Annotated in this window: 15 protein-coding genes, 2 tRNA genes and 2 pseudogenes; 10 read left to right on the forward strand and 9 right to left on the reverse strand. The window is 64.4% G+C overall.

Annotated features, from left to right (window positions below; genetic code table 11):
* Window positions 1–135 precede the first annotated feature (135 nt).
* Complete coding sequence (locus tag ACTHNZ_RS01750) at window positions 136–1,587, reverse strand: MFS transporter (RefSeq protein ID WP_440540770.1); 1,452 nt, start codon at window positions 1,585–1,587, stop codon at window positions 136–138.
* Window positions 1,588–1,732: 145 nt separating this feature from the next.
* On the opposite strand from ACTHNZ_RS01750, the gene ACTHNZ_RS01755 reads away from it, so the two are divergent.
* The 3 genes from ACTHNZ_RS01755 to ACTHNZ_RS01765 all read left to right on the forward strand — a co-directional run bounded on the left by ACTHNZ_RS01755 (window position 1,733) and on the right by ACTHNZ_RS01765 (window position 4,381).
* Complete coding sequence (locus ACTHNZ_RS01755) at window positions 1,733–2,605, forward strand: LysR family transcriptional regulator (protein ID WP_440540771.1); 873 nt, start codon at window positions 1,733–1,735, stop codon at window positions 2,603–2,605.
* Between the two features lie 65 nt (window positions 2,606–2,670).
* Complete coding sequence (locus ACTHNZ_RS01760) at window positions 2,671–3,327, forward strand: dienelactone hydrolase family protein (protein ID WP_440540772.1); 657 nt, start codon at window positions 2,671–2,673, stop codon at window positions 3,325–3,327.
* 178 nt (window positions 3,328–3,505) lie between these two features.
* Window positions 3,506–4,381, forward strand: a complete 876-nt coding sequence (locus ACTHNZ_RS01765) for an amino acid kinase family protein (RefSeq protein WP_440540773.1) — start codon at window positions 3,506–3,508, stop codon at window positions 4,379–4,381.
* A gap of 115 nt (window positions 4,382–4,496) precedes the next feature.
* On the opposite strand, the pseudogene ACTHNZ_RS01770 reads toward ACTHNZ_RS01765, so the two are convergent.
* From ACTHNZ_RS01770 to ACTHNZ_RS01805, 8 genes and pseudogenes are all read right to left on the reverse strand, one after another.
* Window positions 4,497–4,691 (reverse strand): annotated as a pseudogene (locus tag ACTHNZ_RS01770) (hypothetical protein); the annotation flags it as partial.
* Between the two features lie 146 nt (window positions 4,692–4,837).
* A pseudogene (locus tag ACTHNZ_RS01775) lies at window positions 4,838–5,825 on the reverse strand (multicopper oxidase domain-containing protein); the annotation flags it as partial.
* Between the two features lie 104 nt (window positions 5,826–5,929).
* Window positions 5,930–6,328 (reverse strand): hypothetical protein, encoded by a 399-nt coding sequence (locus tag ACTHNZ_RS01780; protein ID WP_440540774.1) that lies wholly within the window; start codon window positions 6,326–6,328, stop codon window positions 5,930–5,932.
* Between the two features lie 18 nt (window positions 6,329–6,346).
* A complete protein-coding gene (locus ACTHNZ_RS01785; RefSeq protein WP_440540775.1) occupies window positions 6,347–7,354 on the reverse strand; it encodes a 2-dehydropantoate 2-reductase in 1,008 nt (335 codons plus the stop codon).
* A gap of 14 nt (window positions 7,355–7,368) precedes the next feature.
* Complete coding sequence (locus ACTHNZ_RS01790; RefSeq protein WP_440540776.1) at window positions 7,369–8,154, reverse strand: class II aldolase/adducin family protein; 786 nt, start codon at window positions 8,152–8,154, stop codon at window positions 7,369–7,371.
* A gap of 206 nt (window positions 8,155–8,360) precedes the next feature.
* Window positions 8,361–8,447 (reverse strand) — tRNA-Leu (locus ACTHNZ_RS01795).
* 208 nt (window positions 8,448–8,655) lie between these two features.
* Complete coding sequence (locus tag ACTHNZ_RS01800) at window positions 8,656–9,108, reverse strand: MarR family winged helix-turn-helix transcriptional regulator (RefSeq protein ID WP_440540777.1); 453 nt, start codon at window positions 9,106–9,108, stop codon at window positions 8,656–8,658.
* A 168-nt stretch (window positions 9,109–9,276) separates the two neighbouring features.
* On the reverse strand, window positions 9,277–10,413 hold the full coding sequence (locus tag ACTHNZ_RS01805; protein WP_440540778.1) for a glycerate kinase: 1,137 nt from the start codon (window positions 10,411–10,413) through the stop codon (window positions 9,277–9,279).
* A gap of 374 nt (window positions 10,414–10,787) precedes the next feature.
* Between ACTHNZ_RS01805 and tig the strand changes: the two genes are divergently transcribed.
* From tig to ACTHNZ_RS01840, 7 genes are all read left to right on the forward strand, one after another.
* Window positions 10,788–12,134, forward strand: coding sequence for a trigger factor (gene tig / locus ACTHNZ_RS01810; RefSeq protein ID WP_440540779.1), 1,347 nt, complete (start codon window positions 10,788–10,790; stop codon window positions 12,132–12,134).
* 144 nt (window positions 12,135–12,278) lie between these two features.
* Window positions 12,279–12,932, forward strand: coding sequence for an ATP-dependent Clp endopeptidase proteolytic subunit ClpP (clpP, locus tag ACTHNZ_RS01815; protein WP_440540780.1), 654 nt, complete (start codon window positions 12,279–12,281; stop codon window positions 12,930–12,932).
* Between the two features lie 209 nt (window positions 12,933–13,141).
* Window positions 13,142–14,413, forward strand: a complete 1,272-nt coding sequence (clpX, locus tag ACTHNZ_RS01820; RefSeq protein ID WP_440540781.1) for an ATP-dependent Clp protease ATP-binding subunit ClpX — start codon at window positions 13,142–13,144, stop codon at window positions 14,411–14,413.
* A 189-nt stretch (window positions 14,414–14,602) separates the two neighbouring features.
* Window positions 14,603–17,020 carry an endopeptidase La gene (gene lon / locus ACTHNZ_RS01825; protein WP_440540782.1) on the forward strand — a complete coding sequence of 806 codons (2,418 nt, stop codon included), beginning with the start codon at window positions 14,603–14,605 and terminating at the stop codon, window positions 17,018–17,020.
* 289 nt (window positions 17,021–17,309) lie between these two features.
* Window positions 17,310–17,582 carry an HU family DNA-binding protein gene (locus tag ACTHNZ_RS01830; RefSeq protein WP_115533391.1) on the forward strand — a complete coding sequence of 91 codons (273 nt, stop codon included), beginning with the start codon at window positions 17,310–17,312 and terminating at the stop codon, window positions 17,580–17,582.
* A 110-nt stretch (window positions 17,583–17,692) separates the two neighbouring features.
* Window positions 17,693–17,768 (forward strand) — tRNA-Val (locus tag ACTHNZ_RS01835).
* A 206-nt stretch (window positions 17,769–17,974) separates the two neighbouring features.
* Window positions 17,975–18,885, forward strand: a 911-nt coding sequence (locus ACTHNZ_RS01840) for a tyrosine-type recombinase/integrase (protein WP_440540783.1), incomplete at its 3' end; no start/stop codon positions are given.

Raw genomic sequence — 18,885 nt, forward strand, 5'->3', positions numbered from 1 at the left:
CCCTGCGACCGCTTCGATGCGACGCCACGCAGGCGCGACGCGCTGCTTGCTTGCGCTTCGGGCTTTTCGTCGCTAATTGGGGTTCGACCTGCACGCGCCACGCCAGTTCATTCGGCTTCGAGCGCGTCAGGTTGCTTATCGAGATAAGCGGGTCTCGCCCGCCGCGCCTTTTTCGTGAGAAAGGGCGCGTTCGCCGTCGCCCGACCTGGCGGCCAAGCACGCAGCAGCGGCATAGGTGACGCCGGCGAGCACACCGACGACGGTGAGGGCCGTCGAAAGATGAGTAGCAAGCATGGCGGCCGCGCCGGCGAACGCGACGCCGAGCAGGCTGCCTGCTTGCCGCAGCGCATTGAGCAAGCCCGATGCGACACCGGCCGATTCGGCCGGCACTTGCTCGAGAATCGTCGCGATCATCGGCGGCACCGACAATGCGGTGCCGGCGCCGAACGCAGCCATCGCCACGATGACGAAACCCCAAGCGGCTTGCACTTCGAGCAACGCCGTCATGGCCGGGCCGGCGATCGTTGCCGTCGCCAATCCGATCGCCATCATGCGCTTCGCGCTCATGCGTCCATGCAGCTTGCCGGCCAGCACGTTGCCGAGCGAGAGGCTCGCCGCCATCGGCAGCATGGCGAGGCCCGTATGCCGTGCGTCGAGCCCACGCACGCCGTGCAGGTAGAGGCTCAGCAAGAACAGCAGGGCGAAATAGCCGACATAGACGAGCGTACCGCTCGCATTCATCGCGACGAACTTGGCGTTGCCGAACCATGTGAGCGGGACCATCGGATCGACGGCGCGCCGCTCGACGACGATCAGCACGCACGCTGCCGCGACAGCCACGGCGATGGCCGCCAGCACTTCGGCCGCGCCGACGCCGCGCGTAGGCAATTCGATGGCTGCGAAGCACAGCGCCGCGAGCGCGGTGGTGCTGGCGACCTGCCCGCCCCAATCGAAGGTGCGCGAGCGGGCCGGCATCGTTGCGCGCACAACGGCCCAGGCACCGGTCAGTGCGATGATGCCGGTCGGCACGTTCACGAGGAAAGCGCTGCGCCAGCCGAAGCCGTCGACGAGCAGCCCGCCGGCCACGGGGCCGATCGCCGCCGCGACCGACGCGATACCGGCCCACGCCGCGATAGCCCGAGCCCGCTGCGCGCTGTCGTGGAACGTCGCGCGCACGATCGCGAGCGAGGCTGGCAGGAACAGCGCGGCGCCCATCCCTTGCGCGAACCGCGCCGCAACGAGCGTACCGACGGAAGGGGCCAAGCCGCATGCGCCCGAAGCGGCAACGAACAGCGCGAGGCCCCACAGATAGACGGCTTTCGCGCCGAAGCGGTCCGATGCGACGCCGCCCGCGAGAATCAGCGCGGCGAAGCTCAGCGTATAGGCATCGACGATCCAGGCGAGGCCCGCGACGGATGCGTGCAGATGCGTGCGCATCGAGGGCAGCGCGACGTTGACGATCGTCGTATCGAGGACCGCCATGAACATGCCGCTCGCGACGAGCACGAGTGTCCAGCGTTGACGGGCGGCTTGCGCGCGCTCCAGCGCGGCGTTCGGGGCCAGCGGTTCGACAGTGCAGTCGGTCATGAGAAGACTCCGGGATCCAGCTCGATGACGAGCCGTCGATCACGAAAGTCTATAGACTGAAGGTGCTGCGATAAAGCAGAGAATCTGCGCATCAGCGATGCAAAAATGCATCATGATAAAACCCTACGAGTTCCCGTAATCCATCATGACGAATTGGGACAACGCGCGCTTTTTCCTGGCGGTCGCGCGTACCGGCACGCTGCGAGGCGCCGCCGCGCGGCTGTGCGTCGACCAGGCGACGGTGGGCCGGCGCATCGCCGCGCTCGAGGAGGCGCTTTCGGCGCGGTTGTTTCTGCGCACGCCGACGATGTACGTGCTGACGGGCGCCGGCGAAGCGCTCGTCGCCCCGGCCGAGGCGATGGAGCAGGCCGTCCATCAGATCGAGCGCCGTATCGCCGGCTCGGACGATCAACTTTCGGGAACGATTCGCGTTGCGACGACGGATTCGCTCGGCAAGCGCTTCGTCGTGCCCGCGATCGCGAAGCTGCGGGCAGCGCATCCGGGCATCGACGTGGTGTGCGTCACCTCGCCCGGCATCGCCAATTTGACGCGGCGCGAGGCCGACGTCGCCATCCGCACGTTGCGGCCCGAGTCGCCCGATTTGATCGTGCGCCGCCTCGCGCAGCTCGAATCGGGCATCTATGCTTCGCGCGCTTATCTCGCTGCGCGCGGCGTACCGAGCGAAGGTGCCTCGTTCGAGGGGCACGACCTCGTCATGTATCAGCGGCCCGTTTTGCCGTCCATGTGGGAGGCGCTGTGCGGGGAGCCGATCCACCGGGGGCGGGTAGCGTTTCAGACGTCCTCGACGATGATGCTCTTCGAAGCCGCCATCGCCGGGCTCGGCGTGACGGAACTGCCGTGCTTCAGGGCGGACTTCGAGCCTGAGCTCGTGCGCGTGATGCCGGCGCGCGGCGATCGCTTCGACGTCTGGCTCGTCGCGCATGCGGACTTGTACAAGACGGCGCGCATGCAGGCGTTCATCGAAGTCGTCGCGCGCGAGTTCGAGCAAACGCCGTGAGCGCGGCCGGTGCGGGTGCGCGTCGCTTATGATTGCGCCTGTCGCGCGCCTCTTTGGGAGTCCCCATGCAAACGCAAGAAGTCGACATTCCGGCCGGGGATGTCCTGCTCAAGGGTGTTCTGACGATTCCGCGCGATGCGCACGCGATCGTCGTTTTCGCTCACGGCAGCGGCAGCGGCCGATCGAGTCCGCGCAATCGGCACGTTGCCGATGTGTTTCACGAAGCCGGCCTCGCCACGCTTTTGTTCGACTTGCTGACCGAGCAGGAACATCAGCTCGACGTCGTTTCGGCGCAATACCGTTTCGACGTCCCGCTGCTCGCGGGGCGCCTCGAGGCGGCGCTCGACTGGCTGTACGTATCGCGTGATACGGAATCGCTGCGGGTAGGCCTATTCGGCGCGAGCACGGGTGCGGCGGCCGCGCTCATCGCCGCCTCGGTGCTGCCGGACGACGTCGGGGCCGTCGTTTCGCGCGGCGGCCGAGCCGATCTGGCGGGCGACGCGCTGCCGCACGTCGAGGCGCCGACGCTGCTCATCGTCGGGGAACTCGACGAGGACGTCCTCCAACTGAATCAACTCGCCGCCAGCCGGCTGCAGTGCGAGCACCGCATCATGATCGTGGCCGATGCGACGCATCTGTTCGAGGAGCCGGGCACGCTCGATCATGCCGCCCGTCTCGCATGCGATTGGTTTCTCTCGAAGCTCATGCCGATAGCGGGGTAGCCGCGTTCATCGGACAAACACGAGTGCGCTGGCGCCGGATGTGTCCCAGGACGCAGTCACGCTCATCGACATCGTTTATACCTAGCATCCTGTCGTTCCATGGCTTGACGATGGCTCGAATGCACAACGGTCACCTGGGTGCCCGGGCGGCCTGACGACGAGCGGGAGGGATCGAGAGATGCGCATCGTGATCGCATTGGCGGAGAAGGCGTTGCACAAGCGCGGTGAAAGGGGCAGCGCCGAAGACGAGGCCCGCTGCGTCAGCGCGGCGGCCTCGCAGCTTGCGAAAGTCGCGGACGGCAACGACATCGTGATCGTTCAGGAGCGAGATGAGTTCGATGCGCCAGCAGGTGACGGCTGCCGGTTCGAACGCGAACTGCGCCATTGTCTGACGAACGCACGACCGTGCGCGACGCTGCGCGCGATGGTCGAAGTCGATACGGCCGATCCGGCCTTGGCGCGTTCAGAGCAGGCTACCGGCGGCTTCATCACCGGCGAACACGCGCTCGTCGTCACGCGCGGAAAGCCGTGCAGCCCGGCCCATGACGGCATCGGCTATCGTCACGCCGCACCGAACCCGCGGCCCAAGCGGCTGCTGCAAGCGCGGCTCTTGCATCGCCTCGTCGAACAAGGGACGGTCGTCATGTGCCGCGGCGGGGGAACGCCGGTCGTGGCGGCCCCGGACGGCGGCGTGAGCGGCGTGCGGGGTTTCATCGATCCCTACGATTGTGCCGCGCTCATTGCGGAAACGATCGATGCCGATTTGTTCGTCATCGCCATAGAAATGGCCGGCGTCATTCTCGATTGGGGCACGGCCAATTCGAAGCTGCTGAGGCACGGGCATCCGAGCGCGCTGCGCGAATTCGCATCGTGTGCGGGCGCGATGGTGCCGAAGCTTCAAGCGGCGTCGCGGTTCGCGGAGCGTACCGGGCGACGTGCCGTGATCGGTGCGCTGGCCGAGGTCGAGCGCCTCGTCGAAGGCACGGCCGGCACGACGATCTCCTGCCAGCGTGTGGACCCGCGCTCAGTCTCTTGCGGGTCGGTCGCCTGCTGAGCCGCCGCGGGCGCTCGTCGCGTAGGCGGATCGACGGGGCGGGCGGCGGCGTTCGCGCGTTTTCGAAAGCCGAATGCCGAAGCGGCGCCATGCGGCCCGCGTCGATTCCGTCGGCCTACGAAGGCTCGGACGTCAGCGTATATTCACTGGCCACCGTGCCTCGCGGGTGCGCGTACCAGCCCGGATCGCGATAGTCGTCGCGCGCCAAGTCCTCGCGCACCTTGACGACGCTGAACATGCCGCCCATCTCGAGCGGCCCGAAAGGACCGGAGCCCGCCATCATCGGCAGCGTGTTCTCAGGCAGCGGCTTCGAGGCACTCTCCATCGCCCCGTGCATGCCGGCCATGTCGTGCATGCCCTTCATGTTCTTCATGCCGTCCATCCCTTGCATCGCCATCTGATCGTGCTTCGGCCCCGTCCCGCTGCGTGGCGGTGCGGCCGCCGCAGCGTGCGTTCGATGGTCCATCGCGTTCATCGTGTGATGCGACTTGTGGCAATGGAAGGCCCAATCCCCGGGGCGATCGGCCGTGAACTCGATCGCGCGCATTTGCCCCACGCCGACGTCGACGGTCACTTCCGGCCAGCGCGCCGTGGGCGGCACCCAGCCGCCGTCGGTGCCGGTGACCTCGAAGCTGTAACCATGCAAGTGCATCGGATGATTCGTCATCGTCAAGTTGCCGAAGCGAATGCGCACGCGATCGCCGGCGCGCACGGGCAGCGGATCGATGCCCGGGAAGACGCGTGCGTTCCATGCCCACGTGTTGAAGTCGGTCATTTCGTCGACGCGCGGCGTATACGTGCCCGGATCGATTGCGTACGACGACATCAGAAACGCGAAATCGCGATCCACGGGCATCGTCCGCGGGTCGCGCGGGTGCACGACGAAAAGCCCCATCATGCCCATCGCCATTTGCACCATTTCGTCCGAATGCGGGTGGTACATGAACGTCCCGGCCCGCTCGAGGCGAAATTCATAGACGAATGTTTTGCCGGGTGGGATATGTGGCTGCGTGAGGCCGCCCACGCCGTCCATTCCACAGGGCACCGGCATGCCGTGCCAGTGCACGGTCGTGTGCTCGGAGAGCTTGTTAGTCACGAAGATTCGGACGAGGTCGCCTTCGACCGCCTCGATCGTCGGGCCCGGGGCTTGGCCGTTGTATCCCCACAGATTCGCATGCATGCCGGGCGCGATCTCACGCACGACGGGCTCCGCGATCAAATGAAATTCCTTCCAGCCGTTTTTCATACGCCACGGCAACGTCCAGCCGTTGAGCGTGACGATCGGGGTGTAGGGCTGGCCGTTCGGCGGAGCGAGCGGCGCGGCAGTGCCGGCGCTGGCGGTCGTGGGGGCCTCGGGGAGCGAAGCCGCGCCGGCTTTGCTGACGAGGGCGGCGCCGAGCAGTGCAGCGCCCGAGCCGCCCAAAAACGTGCGACGTGTAAGCATGTCGTTGACCTTCAGTCTCAGATAAGTGTCGTATCAGGCTCGGCGGCACGAGATCGGCCGCGAGCGTGCGAATGCCGCCACGAACGAGCCGCGGTGGCGAAAAATCAGACCTGAGAGAGACGAGGAGGGCGTTCGATGCCGTCCGTCAGAAACGGGACGGCGGCAACGGCCAACGGAGGAAAGCGCGCAGGCCCCGCTGCATCGATCAGATGCATGCGATGTCCCGCGGTAGGAAGGGCCGCGCCGCAGGAGGCGCAGACGAAGCACGTCGAACAGCCGTGCGTGGCATGCGCGTTCGCATGCACGATGCTCGTGCGATGCGTCGCGGTGCCGGCATGCCTCGCAGGCATCGCCATCGTTGCGTCATGGGCATGCAGGCACGCATCGGCTTGAACGCTTGCCGATTGCGGCGGGTTCGGCAGCGTCGACGCAACCGCGAACGCCTGGGCCGGAAGGCTCAGCGCGAGCAAGATCACGAGGAGGAAGCGGTGCCACGTCGACATGGGGCGGCAGTGTAGCATTCAAAGTCCGCTGTTCACCGCGCGCTGGCGCAATAATCCGAGCACGGCGTCGCAAAACGGCGTCGGCACGCCTACCCGGCGCCCGAGCTCGGGAAAGACGCCAAGGATGGGATCGATCTCGAGCGATCGTGCGGCTTCGAAATCTTGCAGCATCGACGTCTTGAAGGCACCGAGTTCGCGCGTGACCGCCATGCGCTGCGGGGCCGACATGCCCGTCGAGAGACCGAGCCGCCGGCCGATGGCATCGGCTTCTTCCATCATTCGCAGCGCGAGCGCGTGCGTGTAGGGATCGTCGAGCAGGCGGTCGGCCGTGGAACCCGTGAGTGCGCTGAGCGGATTCATGTTCATGTTGCCCCAAAGCTTGGCCCAGATGTCGGCGCGAATATCGTCGGTCGCCTCGACCTCGAAGCCGCCTTGGCCGAGCGCGCGAGCGAACGCGCGCGCCGATTCCGCGTAGCTCGCCTGAGCGGCGCCGACGATGAGGCGATTGCCGCGCCCGCGCTTGACGACGCCGGGCTCGACGGTTGCGGACGATAAATGCGCGACGCAGCCGATCGCTCGCGCGGCGGGCAGGGCCGCCGATACGCGCCCGCCCGGATCGACCGCTTCGAGCGGCTCTCCGTTCGTTTGGCCCGCGAGCCCGTGCAGAAACCACCACGGCAGCCCGTTCATGGCACTGACGACGAGCGTGTCCGGCCCGATCATCGGCCGCAGCGATTCGGCCAGCGCCGGCAGCGCCTGTGCCTTGAGCGCGATGACGACGACGTCCTGCTCGCCCAAGGCAGCCGCGTCGTCGCTCGCTTGCACGGGGATGATGCTCGGCGGTGCGTCGCCGGCGAGGATACGTAGGCCGTGGGCATGGATCGCGGCGAGCGTGTCGCCGCGGGCGAGCACGCAGACGCGCTGCCCGGCGTGCGCAAGCGCTGCGGCGAGCGGCGAGCCGATCGCGCCGGCGCCGACGACCGCGGTGCGCATCACGGGCGCGTGGCCCTGATTTTCGACGTTCATGCGCGTGCCTCCTCTTACGCTTGATAGGACGGGTCGATTCTATCGACTTGACGCAATAAGGCATCGAGCACGTCTTGACCGGCGCCGTAGGCCGGATCGAATTGCAGCGAGTCGCGCGTGCAGCGCGCGGCAACGTCGGGCGCGATCAGGCGCGCACGGCCGAGCGTCGCGGTGGCCAGTTGGATCTCGCAGGCACGATTCAGCGTCCAAAGCCGCACGAAGGCTTGCGCGATCGTCGTGCCGACCGAGAGCAAGCCGTGGTTGCGCAAGATCATGAGCCGCTTCTCGCCGAGATTTTCGACGAGCCGCGGGCCTTCGTCGGCGCGCACGGTGATGCCCTCGAAGTCGTGATAGGCAACCATGCCCTCGATCTGGGCCGAGTAGAAATTCGAATTCTCGAGCCCCCGTTCCGAACAGGCGACGGCGAGTCCCGCGCTCGTATGAGTGTGCATGACGCAGTGGGCATCGGGCACGGCGCGATGAATGGCGGCGTGCACGACGTATCCCGCGGGGTTGATTCGATGAGGCGATGCGCCGACGACGTTGCCGTCGAGATCGATCTTGACGAGATTCGATGCCGTGACTTCGGTGTAAAGGAGCCCGAACGGATTGATGAGGAAATGAGTGTCCGGGCCTGGGATGCGCAACGTGATGTGGTTGTAGATGAGCTCCGTCCAGCCGAGCATGGCGAAGATGCGATAAGTGCCCGCCAATTGAATGCGCAGTGCGCGCTCCGTGTCGTTCATGGCCGTCTCCTCCCGCGCGCCGAGCGCGCACCGCCGATGTCCAGCATAGTTCAAAGTAGTTGCGCATACAACCAATTAAAAAGTGCGGGCGACGAGCGGGTATCGTCGAGCAGAGCTGGCGGGGTCCGATCTGCCGGGATTTGAGCCCTGAGGCCGACGGCGCGCGTGATGTGATGAACGACGAGGGTGAGAACGACGAGGCAGCGCTCGGCGGCCCGTCATCGGTTGGCTGAAGTATCGTATGGAACGAACGAATGAGATGGTGCGAGGAGCGGGACTCGAACCCGCACACCATTGCTGGCGTCAGGACCTAAACCTGGTGCGTCTACCAATTTCGCCATCCTCGCGCCGAAGCAACGCATGGCGCGCACTTCGATGTCTGGCTCGCCCTCGTGGTGCCGCGGGAGCGGCACGCGTGTCGCGCGCTAGAGCGACCGAAAGCGTAAGCGCGAGATTCTAACTCATTCGCGCGTCGTTGTGTCGATGTTCGTTGCGCGCACGGTCGAAAGGATAACGAGCCGATGCAGCCGACGTCGCGCAAGCCGCGGCGCGAGGCTACCGATCGTCGGCAAGCGCGTGCGCGATGACCTTGTCGAGCGCACGGCCAAGCGCCTGCGTCTCGGTTTCGTCGAGGCAGTCGAACAAATCGGCGTTCCACTTGCGCGCGATTGGCATCACCTTGCGATAGAGCGCGCGTCCTTCCGGTGTCAGCGAGATCACGACGACACGGCCGTCCTGGGCACTCGCCGCGCGCGCGAGGAGCCCGCGTTGAATGAGCGCCTCCGCCGCGCGGCTCGCTTGGCTCTTGTCGAGATTGGCGTGCTTGGCCAAATCCATGATCGAGAACGGCCCGAACGAGCCGACCGAGGCGATCACGCGTGCCTCGGGCAAGGTGATGCCGAGCTTGGTTTGATAGCGCTCGCTGATGCCGCGATCGGACAGCTTGTTGAGGACGTGCATGCGGTAGGTCAAGAACTGCTCGAGCCCGGCTTTGGATGCGGCCTTCATAGGTCGTGTCTTTCTCGTCGAAAGGGGGCGGGGGAAAATCGTTCGGGCGATTGTTGCCGCATCCGGCGCCGCGGTCAACGCCGTATTTCCCCGCTGCCCCGCCGAGCCGGCGCGTTCGGCCGCGATGCAGCTCGACCGAGCGAGCGTTCGGCGCTCGAGCGCGTGGCCTCAATCCCCGAACTTCAGTCGTGCAAGCTGCTCGGCTTCGTTGGCGAGCAGGCGCGCCGCATCGCGAATCGCCGCGTCGAGCGTGATCGGGCCCGGCGCGGGCGAGAAGCAGCCGCTGAAATGTTCGCCTAGGCGCGCGAGCGCATTCGGGTCGACGCCGCCCGAGAGCAGCGTGGCCGGCACGCCGGACGCGCGCGCGTGACGGCATGCGATGAACGGCGCCTTGCCGTGCAGCGTTTGCGCATCGGAGCGGCCTTCGCCCGTGATGAGCCAGTCGGCGCCGTGAAGCGCGGCATCGAGCCCGACCTGCGAGGCGACGACCTCCGCACCGGGCTCGAAGCGCGCGCCGAGCAGATGCAGCGCAAAGCCGAGCCCGCCGGCCGCGCCGGCGCCGGGCAGTGCGCGGCCCGCTCGCCCGAGCGCCGCCTCGGCCAATTCGGCGAAACGTCCGAGCACCGCGTCGAGCGCATCGATGCGCTCGGCCGCGACGCCTTTTTGCGGGCCGAAGACGGCCGTCGCACCATGCTCGCCCGTCAGCGGATTGTCGACGTCGGACATCGCGACGAACGACGCTTGCGCCAACCGGGCGTCAAGGCCCGAAGCGTCGACGCGCGCGAGCCGGCCGAGCGCCTCTGGCGTCGGCTCGAGCGGGTTGCCCTCGGCATCGCTGAGCGCAAGGCCGAGGCCGGCGAGCATCCCGGCGCCGCCGTCGTTCGTGCTGCTGCCGCCCAGGGCCACGAAGAAACGCCGCACACCGGCATCGAGCAGCAGGCGGATCGCTTCGCCCATGCCGCGCGTGCTGCGTGCCTCCACGCCGGTGCTCATCGCGACGGGATCGGTGATGCCGACGATCTCCGCCGTTTCGATCACGGCGCTGCCGTCGGGGAGCACGCCGACCGCGGCGTCGCGCTCGGCAGCAGCGCCCCCCCGCACGCGCAGCACGCGCCGTTCGCCCCCGCGAGCGAGCATCGCGTCGAGCGTGCCTTCGCCGCCGTCGGCCATCGGGCACAGGCGGACCTGCGCTGCCGGTAGCGCGCGCCGCACGCCTTCGGCGATGGCTTGGGCCACCGCTCCAGCGCTCAGAGAGCCTTTGAACGAATCGGGAGCGATGACGACGATGGGGGCGCTGCTGGGCATGGTGTCTCCGAATGGAAGCGCGCGCCGGGCACGCGCCGGCGCGCTATGGTTCTCGGTGTGCTCGGATGCGAGCTTATCAGTGCCGGCACGTCGGAGGATACGGGCGCACGCATGTCAAGCATCGCGCGGCATCGATGCGATCGCGCTCGCATGCCGCGGCGGGCGCATGCGAGGGACACCTCCCAGCGTTCGGATTCGGGGCAGTGCGGGTGAATAGTTTGCTAGAATGCTCGATTCTTCCGATTCAACCGTGCCGCAGGCGGCAAGACTTAGGCAGTCTGGGGCGGTGATTGCGGCCCCCCTGGATGAGGCGCAACACGTGGGCACGGCGAAAGATAACCGATTCGCTTGAACAATTTAGGACGATTGAAGCCATGGCTAACGTTGTTGAAAACCTCGGCAAGCTCGAACGCCGTGTGACGATTTCCCTGCCCAAGGACACGGTGCAGAAGGAAATCGATTCGCGCATCCGCCAACTCGCGAAGAACGTCCGCATGCCGGGCTTCCGCCCCGGCAAGGTGCCGCTGAAGATGGTCACGCAGCAATACGCCGGGCAGGTCGAGGCCGAAGTGCTGAGTGACAAGGTCGGCAAGCAGTTCTTCGACATCAGCCGCACGGAGAACCTGCGCGTGGCCGGCCAGCCGAGCTTCAGCCCGAAGGAAGGCGCGGCGGACGACACCTATGCGTTCGACGCGACGTTCGAGGTCTATCCCGAAGTGAAGCTCGGCGATCTGGCGAGCGCCGAAGTCGAACGCTCGGTCACGCAAATCACGGAAGCGGAAGTCGATCGCACGCTGGACATCCTGCGCAAGCAGCGCGTGCACTATCACGCGCGCGGCGAGGCCGGCGAGCACGGCGACGGCGGTGAGGACGTATCGGCCAAGAGCGGCGATCGCGTGACCGTCGATTTCGTCGGCAAGCTCGAGGGCGTGGCGTTCGAAGGCGGCAGCGCGGAAGATTTCGCGTTCGTGCTCGGCGAAGGCCGCATGCTTCCCGAATTCGAGCAGGCCGCAACGGGCCTGAAGGTCGGCGAGGCGCGCGAGTTCGATCTCAAGTTCCCCGACGATTACCACGGCAAGGACGTTGCCGGCAAAACGGCTCAGTTCACGATCACGATGAAGAAGATCGAATGGCCGCACATGCCTGAAGTCGACGCCGAATTCGCGAAGTCGCTCGGTATCGCCGACGGCGATCTGACGAAGATGCGCGCCGAGATCAAGGACAACCTCGAGCGCGAAGCAAAGCGCCGCACGCAGTCGCTCGTGAAGAACCAGGTGATGGACGCACTGCTTAAGGTGTCCGAGCTCGACGTGCCGAATTCGCTGATCGAGCAGGATCAGCAGCGCCTCGTCGAAATGGCGCGCCAGGATCTCGCGCAGCGCGGCGTGCCGAACGCGGAGCAGGCTCCGATCCCGGCCGAGATGTTCAAGGAGCAGGCCGAGCGCCGCGTGAAGCTGGGCCTCGTGCTGGCCGAGCTCGTGAAGGAAAATGGCCTTGAAGCCAAGCCCGAGCAGATCCGCGCCGAAGTCGAGGAATTCGCGAAGAGCTACGAAGACCCGAAGGAAGTGATCCGCTGGTATTATTCGAACAAGCAGCGCCTCTCCGAAATGGAAGCCTACGTCGTTGAAAGCAACGTCGTGGAATTCGTCCTCGGGAAGGCCAAGGTGACGGATAAGGAAGTCAGCTTCGAAGCACTGGCGAGCGCCTCTGCGCAAGCGTAAGGCATCGCCTGAAGCGGCGTGCGGGCCGTCGGAGCGACGGTGCGCACGCCGTTTTTTCATGTTGCGCCGCATTTGCTGCGGCGCAGCGGTGCGCCAGCCGCCTTTCTGCCGTTTCAAGACCCATTCCGAACAAGGATCTTTTGCATGATCTCTCGCGCTCAACTGTTGGATACGTTGGCCTCCCACGCCCCGCGTGATTTCGAGGCGCAGGCGTTGGGGCTCGTTCCGATCGTCGTCGAAACGAGCGGCCGCGGCGAGCGTTCGTACGATATCTATTCGCGCCTGCTCAAGGAGCGCGTGGTCTTCATGGTCGGCGAAGTGAACGACCAAACGGCGAACCTCGTCGTGGCACAGTTGCTGTTCCTCGAGAGCGAAAATCCCGACAAGGACATCAGCCTGTACATCAACAGCCCTGGCGGTTCCGTATCGGCGGGTTTGGCGATCTACGACACGATGCAGTTCGTGAAGCCCGACGTCTCGACGTTGTGCATGGGCCTTGCGGCGAGCATGGGCGCGTTCTTGCTGGCGGCGGGCGCGAAGGGCAAGCGCTTCGCGCTGCCGAATGCGCGCGTGATGATCCACCAGCCGCTCGGCGGCGCGCGCGGCCAAGCGTCGGACATCGAGATCCAGGCGCGCGAGATTCTGTATTTGAAGGAGCGGCTCAATCAGTTGCTCGCGCACCACACGGGGCAGCCCGTCGAGCGCCTCGCGCGCGATACGGACCGCGACAATTTCATGTCGGGCGAAGATGCACAAGCTTACGGGCTGATCGATCAGGTCCTGAGCAAGCGCCCGTAAGGCATCGCGAGCGGGCCGGCACCAGGCGTTCGTGCTTGGGTGCGACGGCCGACTCAAGCGATGCCATAAATGGTCGATAATAGTTCTGGGCGCCGACGGCGGAAGCGCGTAAGCGTATCCGCCGCACCGGCCAGCCGGTTTGATCCGACCCTGCGTGAGGGTGGAAAACGGCGCGCCTGTCATTCGAGTGTCCGGAGGCTCGTATATCCATGGCGGACAAAAAAGGTTCGAACAGCGAAAAGCTGTTGTATTGCTCGTTTTGCGGCAAAAGCCAGCATGAGGTCAAGAAGCTCATCGCGGGCCCGTCGGTGTTCATCTGCGATGAATGCATCGACTTGTGCAACGAGATCATTCGCGACGAAGCCGCGGGAGCGGGCACGGAAGTCGGCTTGTCGAAGTCCGACCTCCCCAGCCCGCAAGAGATCCGCGACATCCTCGATCAGTACGTGATCGGGCAGGAGCGCGCGAAGAAGATTCTGGCCGTGGCGGTGTACAACCACTACAAGCGGCTCAAGCATCTCGACAAGAAAGACGACGTCGAGCTGTCGAAAAGCAATATTCTGCTGATCGGCCCGACCGGTTCGGGCAAGACATTGCTCGCGCAGACGCTTGCGCGGCTGCTGAACGTGCCGTTCGTCATCGCCGACGCAACGACGCTGACGGAAGCCGGCTACGTGGGCGAGGACGTCGAAAACATCATTCAGAAGCTGCTTCAGAACTGCAACTACGAGGTCGAGAAGGCGCAGCGCGGCATCGTCTACATCGACGAAATCGACAAGATCAGCCGGAAATCCGACAACCCGTCGATTACGCGCGACGTTTCGGGCGAAGGCGTGCAGCAGGCACTGCTCAAGCTCGTCGAAGGCACGATGGCGTCGGTGCCGCCGCAGGGCGGCCGTAAGCATCCGAACCAGGATTTCATCCAGGTCGATACGACGAACATCCTGTTCGTTTGCGGCGGCGCGTTCGACGGCCTCGAAAAAGTCATCACCGATCGCACGGAAAAAACGGGCATCGGCTTCGGTGCGAGCGTCAAGAGCAAGCAAGAGCGCGATGCGGGCGAGGTGCTGCGCGAAGTCGAGCCCGAGGATTTGATCAAATTCGGGTTGATCCCCGAATTGATCGGCCGGCTGCCGGTCGTCGCGACGCTCGGCAAGCTCGACGAAGCTGCGCTGATGAAGATCCTCGTCGAGCCGAAGAACGCCCTCGTGAAACAGTACAACAAGCTGTTCGCCATGGAGCGCGTCGAGCTCGAAATCCGCCCGGTCGCACTGCAAGCCGTGGCACGCAAGGCCATCCGTCGGAAGACGGGGGCGCGAGGCTTGCGTTCGATTCTGGAACAGGCACTGCTCGACGTCATGTACGAATTGCCGGTGATGAAAGGGGTTAGCAAGGTCATCATCGACGAGAACGTGATCGATGGCGACGGCAAGCCTTTGCTCATCTATGAAGAAGCGCCCAAGGTCGCAGGCTCGAATTGATCGAAGTAGGCCTAAAGCTTTTGCGGGAATGGCCGTTCATGGAGACGTGAACGGCTTTTTTCGTTTATCTTGTGGGTAACACTGACTGCATTCTTGAATACATCGAACTTTTCCCACACGCGCAGGCTTGCAATTGGTACCGCGGGCCTCAACTACCGAACGATCTGATTCCACTCATGGGGAAATGAAATGTCAGGAACCCAACTCCTCCCTCAAGAGCGCATCACGCTCCCGCTGCTGCCATTGCGCGACGTCGTCGTTTTCCCGCATATGGTTATCCCGCTGTTCGTGGGGCGGCCCAAATCGATCAAGGCGCTCGAAGTCGCGATGGAGGGCGGCAAGCACATCATGCTCGTCGCGCAAAAGACCGCGGCCAAGGACGAGCCGACTGAAAAGGACATGTACGAAGTAGGGTGTATCGCCAACATCCTGCAGATGCTGAAGCTGCCCGACGGTACCGTGAAGGTGCTCGTCGAGGGGCTGCAACGCGCGAAGACGCTCTCGATCGAAGAGCAGGAAACGCAGTTCTCGTGCGAAGTGATGCCGCTCGAGCCCGACCACGCCGACGGCGCCGAAACTGAAGCGCTGCGTCGCGCGATCGTGTCGCAGTTCGATCAATACGTGAAGCTGAACAAGAAGATCCCGCCGGAGATTCTGACGTCGCTCGCAGGCATCGACGAAGCAGGGCGTTTGGCCGATACCATCGCCGCGCATCTGCCGCTCAAGCTCGACCAAAAGCAGCACATCCTCGAGATGTTCCCCGTCGTGGAACGGCTCGAGCACTTGCTCGCCCAGCTCGAAGCCGAGATCGACATCCTTCAGGTCGAAAAGCGCATCCGTGGCCGCGTGAAGCGCCAGATGGAGAAGAGCCAGCGCGAGTACTACCTGAACGAGCAGGTCAAGGCGATTCAGAAGGAGCTCGGCGAGGGCGAGGAAGGCGCCGACCTCGAAGAGCTCGAAAAGCGCATCGAAGCTGCGCGCATGCCGAAGGAAGCCAAGAAGAAGGCCGATTCGGAGTTGAAGAAGCTCAAGCTGATGTCGCCGATGTCGGCGGAAGCCACCGTCGTGCGCAACTACATCGACACGCTGATCGCGTTGCCGTGGCGTAAGAAGAGCAAGGTCAACAACGACCTCTCGAACGCCGAGCGCGTGCTCGACGAAGACCATTTCGGCCTCGAAAAGGTCAAGGAACGCATTCTCGAGTACCTCGCGGTGCAGCAGCGCGTGGACAAAGTGAAGGCGCCGATCCTGTGCCTCGTCGGGCCTCCGGGCGTCGGTAAGACGTCGCTGGGCCAGTCGATTGCGCGCGCAACGAACCGCAAGTTCGTGCGCATGGCGCTCGGCGGCGTGCGCGACGAAGCCGAGATCCGCGGCCATCGCCGCACGTACATCGGTTCGATGCCGGGCAAGATACTGCAAAGCCTCACGAAGGTCGGCGTGCGCAATCCGCTCTTCCTGCTCGACGAAGTCGACAAGATGGGCATGGATTTCCGCGGCGATCCGTCGTCGGCGTTGCTCGAAGTGCTCGATCCGGAACAGAACCATACGTTCGCCGACCACTATGTGGAAGTCGATTTCGACTTGTCGGACGTCATGTTCGTCGCGACGTCGAATTCGCTGAACATTCCGCCGCCGCTGCTCGACCGGATGGAAGTCATTCGCCTGTCCGGCTACACGGAAGACGAAAAGGTCAGCATTTCGCAACGTTATCTGCTGCCGAAGCAGAAGAAGAACAACGGTTTGCGCGATGACGAAGTCGAGGTTACCGAGCAAGCGATTCGCGACATCATTCGCTACTACACGCGTGAGGCGGGCGTGCGCTCGCTCGAGCGTGAAGTCTCGAAGATCTGCCGCAAGGTCGTGAAGATGCTGCTGCTCAAGAAGGCCGACGGCGCGGTCAAGGTCGACGGCAGCAACCTCGATACGTTCCTCGGCGTGCGCAAGTACGATTTCGGTCTGGCCGCTAAGGAGAACCAGATCGGCCAGGTCACGGGTCTCGCTTGGACGGAAGTCGGCGGCGATCTGCTGACGATCGAGGCGGCCGTGATGCCGGGCAAGGGCAACGTCATCCGCACGGGTTCGCTCGGCGACGTGATGAAGGAGTCCGTGGAGGCCGCGCGCTCCGTCGTGCGTTCGCGCTCGCGTCGTCTCGGCATCAAGGACGAGGCGTTCGAGAAGCAGGACATCCACATCCACGTCCCGGAAGGGGCGACGCCGAAGGACGGCCCGTCCGCCGGCGGTGCGATGACGACGGCGCTCGTATCGGTGCTGACGGGCATTCCCGTGCGTGCCGACGTGGCGATGACCGGTGAAATCACGCTGCGTGGCGAAGTGCTGCCGATCGGCGGGTTGAAGGAGAAACTGCTGGCAGCGCACCGCGGCGGTATCAAGCTCGTGCTGATCCCCGAGGAGAACGTCAAGGATCTGGCGGATATCCCCGACAACGTGAAGAACTCGATCGAGATCGTGCCGGTGCGCTGGATCGACAAGGTGCTCGAGCTTGCGCTCGAACGTGTGCCCGAGCCGCTCGCCGAGGAAGAGGTGAAGGCTGCGCCGGTCGGCGATGCCGCGAAGGACGCAGGAGCGTCGGAAGTCGTCAAGCATTGACGCTTCGGCCGCCGCGTGCGGCCGCTGAAGGAAACGAAACCGCGAACGGCCCGCCGCTCGCGGTTTTTTTTCGCTGTTCGTCAGCGGGGGCGAGCGGTTGTGCGAGCCAGGTCGTCTGTCACGATCGTTCGCGGCGCTTGTCCGATGACGAAGGCCTCCATCAGGCGGAACCCTTGTTGACACTGTCGTTTCGGCCACATTTAATGGGCGAGCGCAGCATTGACTGTGCTTTCTTTCCGGCGCCGCACGGCGCTTCGCGATTGTTCAATATTCATCATCGGGGATTCGGATGAACAAGACGGAACTGATCGACCACATCGCACAACAAGCGGATTTATCGAAGGCAGCCGCGGGACGGGCGCTCGACGCCGTGATCGGCGGCGTCAAAGGCGCACTCAAGAAAGGCGGCACGGTGACGCTCGTCGGCTTCGGCACGTTCGCCGTGGGCAAGCGCACGGCCCGCACGGGCCGCAATCCGCGCACCGGTGCTGCGATCAAGATCAAGGCCGCGAAGGTACCGAAATTTAAGCCTGGCAAAGCGCTGAAGGATGCGCTAAACTAGCGGGCTCGCTGGTTGTGAACGTCCTGATGTTCGCAAGCTGAGCGAGAAAGGTTGAAAGTTGAAGCGCGGTTGAAAGCGCAGCAAATTGCAGTGAAAGCAGCTTCGCGAACGGGTGCTTAGCTCAGTTGGTAGAGCGGCGCCCTTACAAGGCGTAGGTCGGGAGTTCGAGCCTCTCAGCACCCACCATTCCGTTTCGCGATTAGCGTCTAAGGCAGTCTGAAGAAGACTGCTGTAGTACCCGGAAACCCGCATGGCTATTGGCTCTGCGGGTTTTTTCTTGCCTGCGGACCGTACAAAGACGTCCACGGTCGGCTATTAGAACCCGCACTTTTATCGTTGTACTTTCCGTTGTATGTTGTGTCCTGTGTCGGTTCCAGACGCGGAATACAACGATGGCTCGATCTACTCTCCACCAGCTCACCCGGCTCGAGATTGTCAACGCGAAGCCGGCGGTCAAACCTTACACCTTGTCGGATGGCGGTCGGCTCTACGTACTGGTCAAGCCCGACGGTGCCAAGCTGTGGCGCTGGAATTACGACTTCGCTGGCAAAACCAGGACGATGGCTTTCGGTTGCTGGCCAGAAGTCTCGGAGAAGGAGGCGCGCGCCGCTCATGCAGGCGCACGGGAGCTGTTGCGCCAGGGCGTTGATCCCATGCAAAAGCGTCGTGAAGACAAGCGTCGTGCAAGATTCAGCGCGAGTGCGACCTTCGAAGCTGTCGCAAGGGCGTGGATCGCCGAGCAAAGAGCGCATTGGTCCGCCGATTATCTCGACAAGATCGAACGGCGACTCGCGAAGAACGTGTACCCGTGGCTCGGCAAGCGGCCGATCGCGGAGATCACCACACCGGAATATGTGGAACAGGTCATTCGTCGCGCGCGCGATCGTGGCGTCCTGGACACGGCAAGAAGGGTGAGAGAGACCTGCAATTGCGTCTTTCGGCATGCGGTCGAGAACGGCCTCATCAGATCGTCCGAGAATCCCGCGATCGATCCCAGAGTGGGTGGCGTGAGAACGCCGCCGGTGCAGCATTACGCAGCCATCACGGACCCCGAGGCGCTGGGGCAGTTGATGCGGGCGATCGCGTCGTATAAGGGCACACCGATCGTTCGAGCTGCGTTGCAATTTGTGCCGTTGGTCTTTCAGAGGCCAGGCCAGATAAGAACCGCTCGATGGGAACAGTTGGATCTCGATAAGGCGCTGTGGACTTGCCCGGCGGCAATGATGAAGGGAAAGCTGGCGCGCAAGAAGGACGGGCCGCCTCATCTCGTGCCGCTGTCGCGCCAGGCTGTCGCAATACTCCG

This window comes from Trinickia sp. (genome assembly GCF_051953955.1).
Classification (GTDB): Bacteria; Pseudomonadota; Gammaproteobacteria; order Burkholderiales; family Burkholderiaceae; genus Trinickia.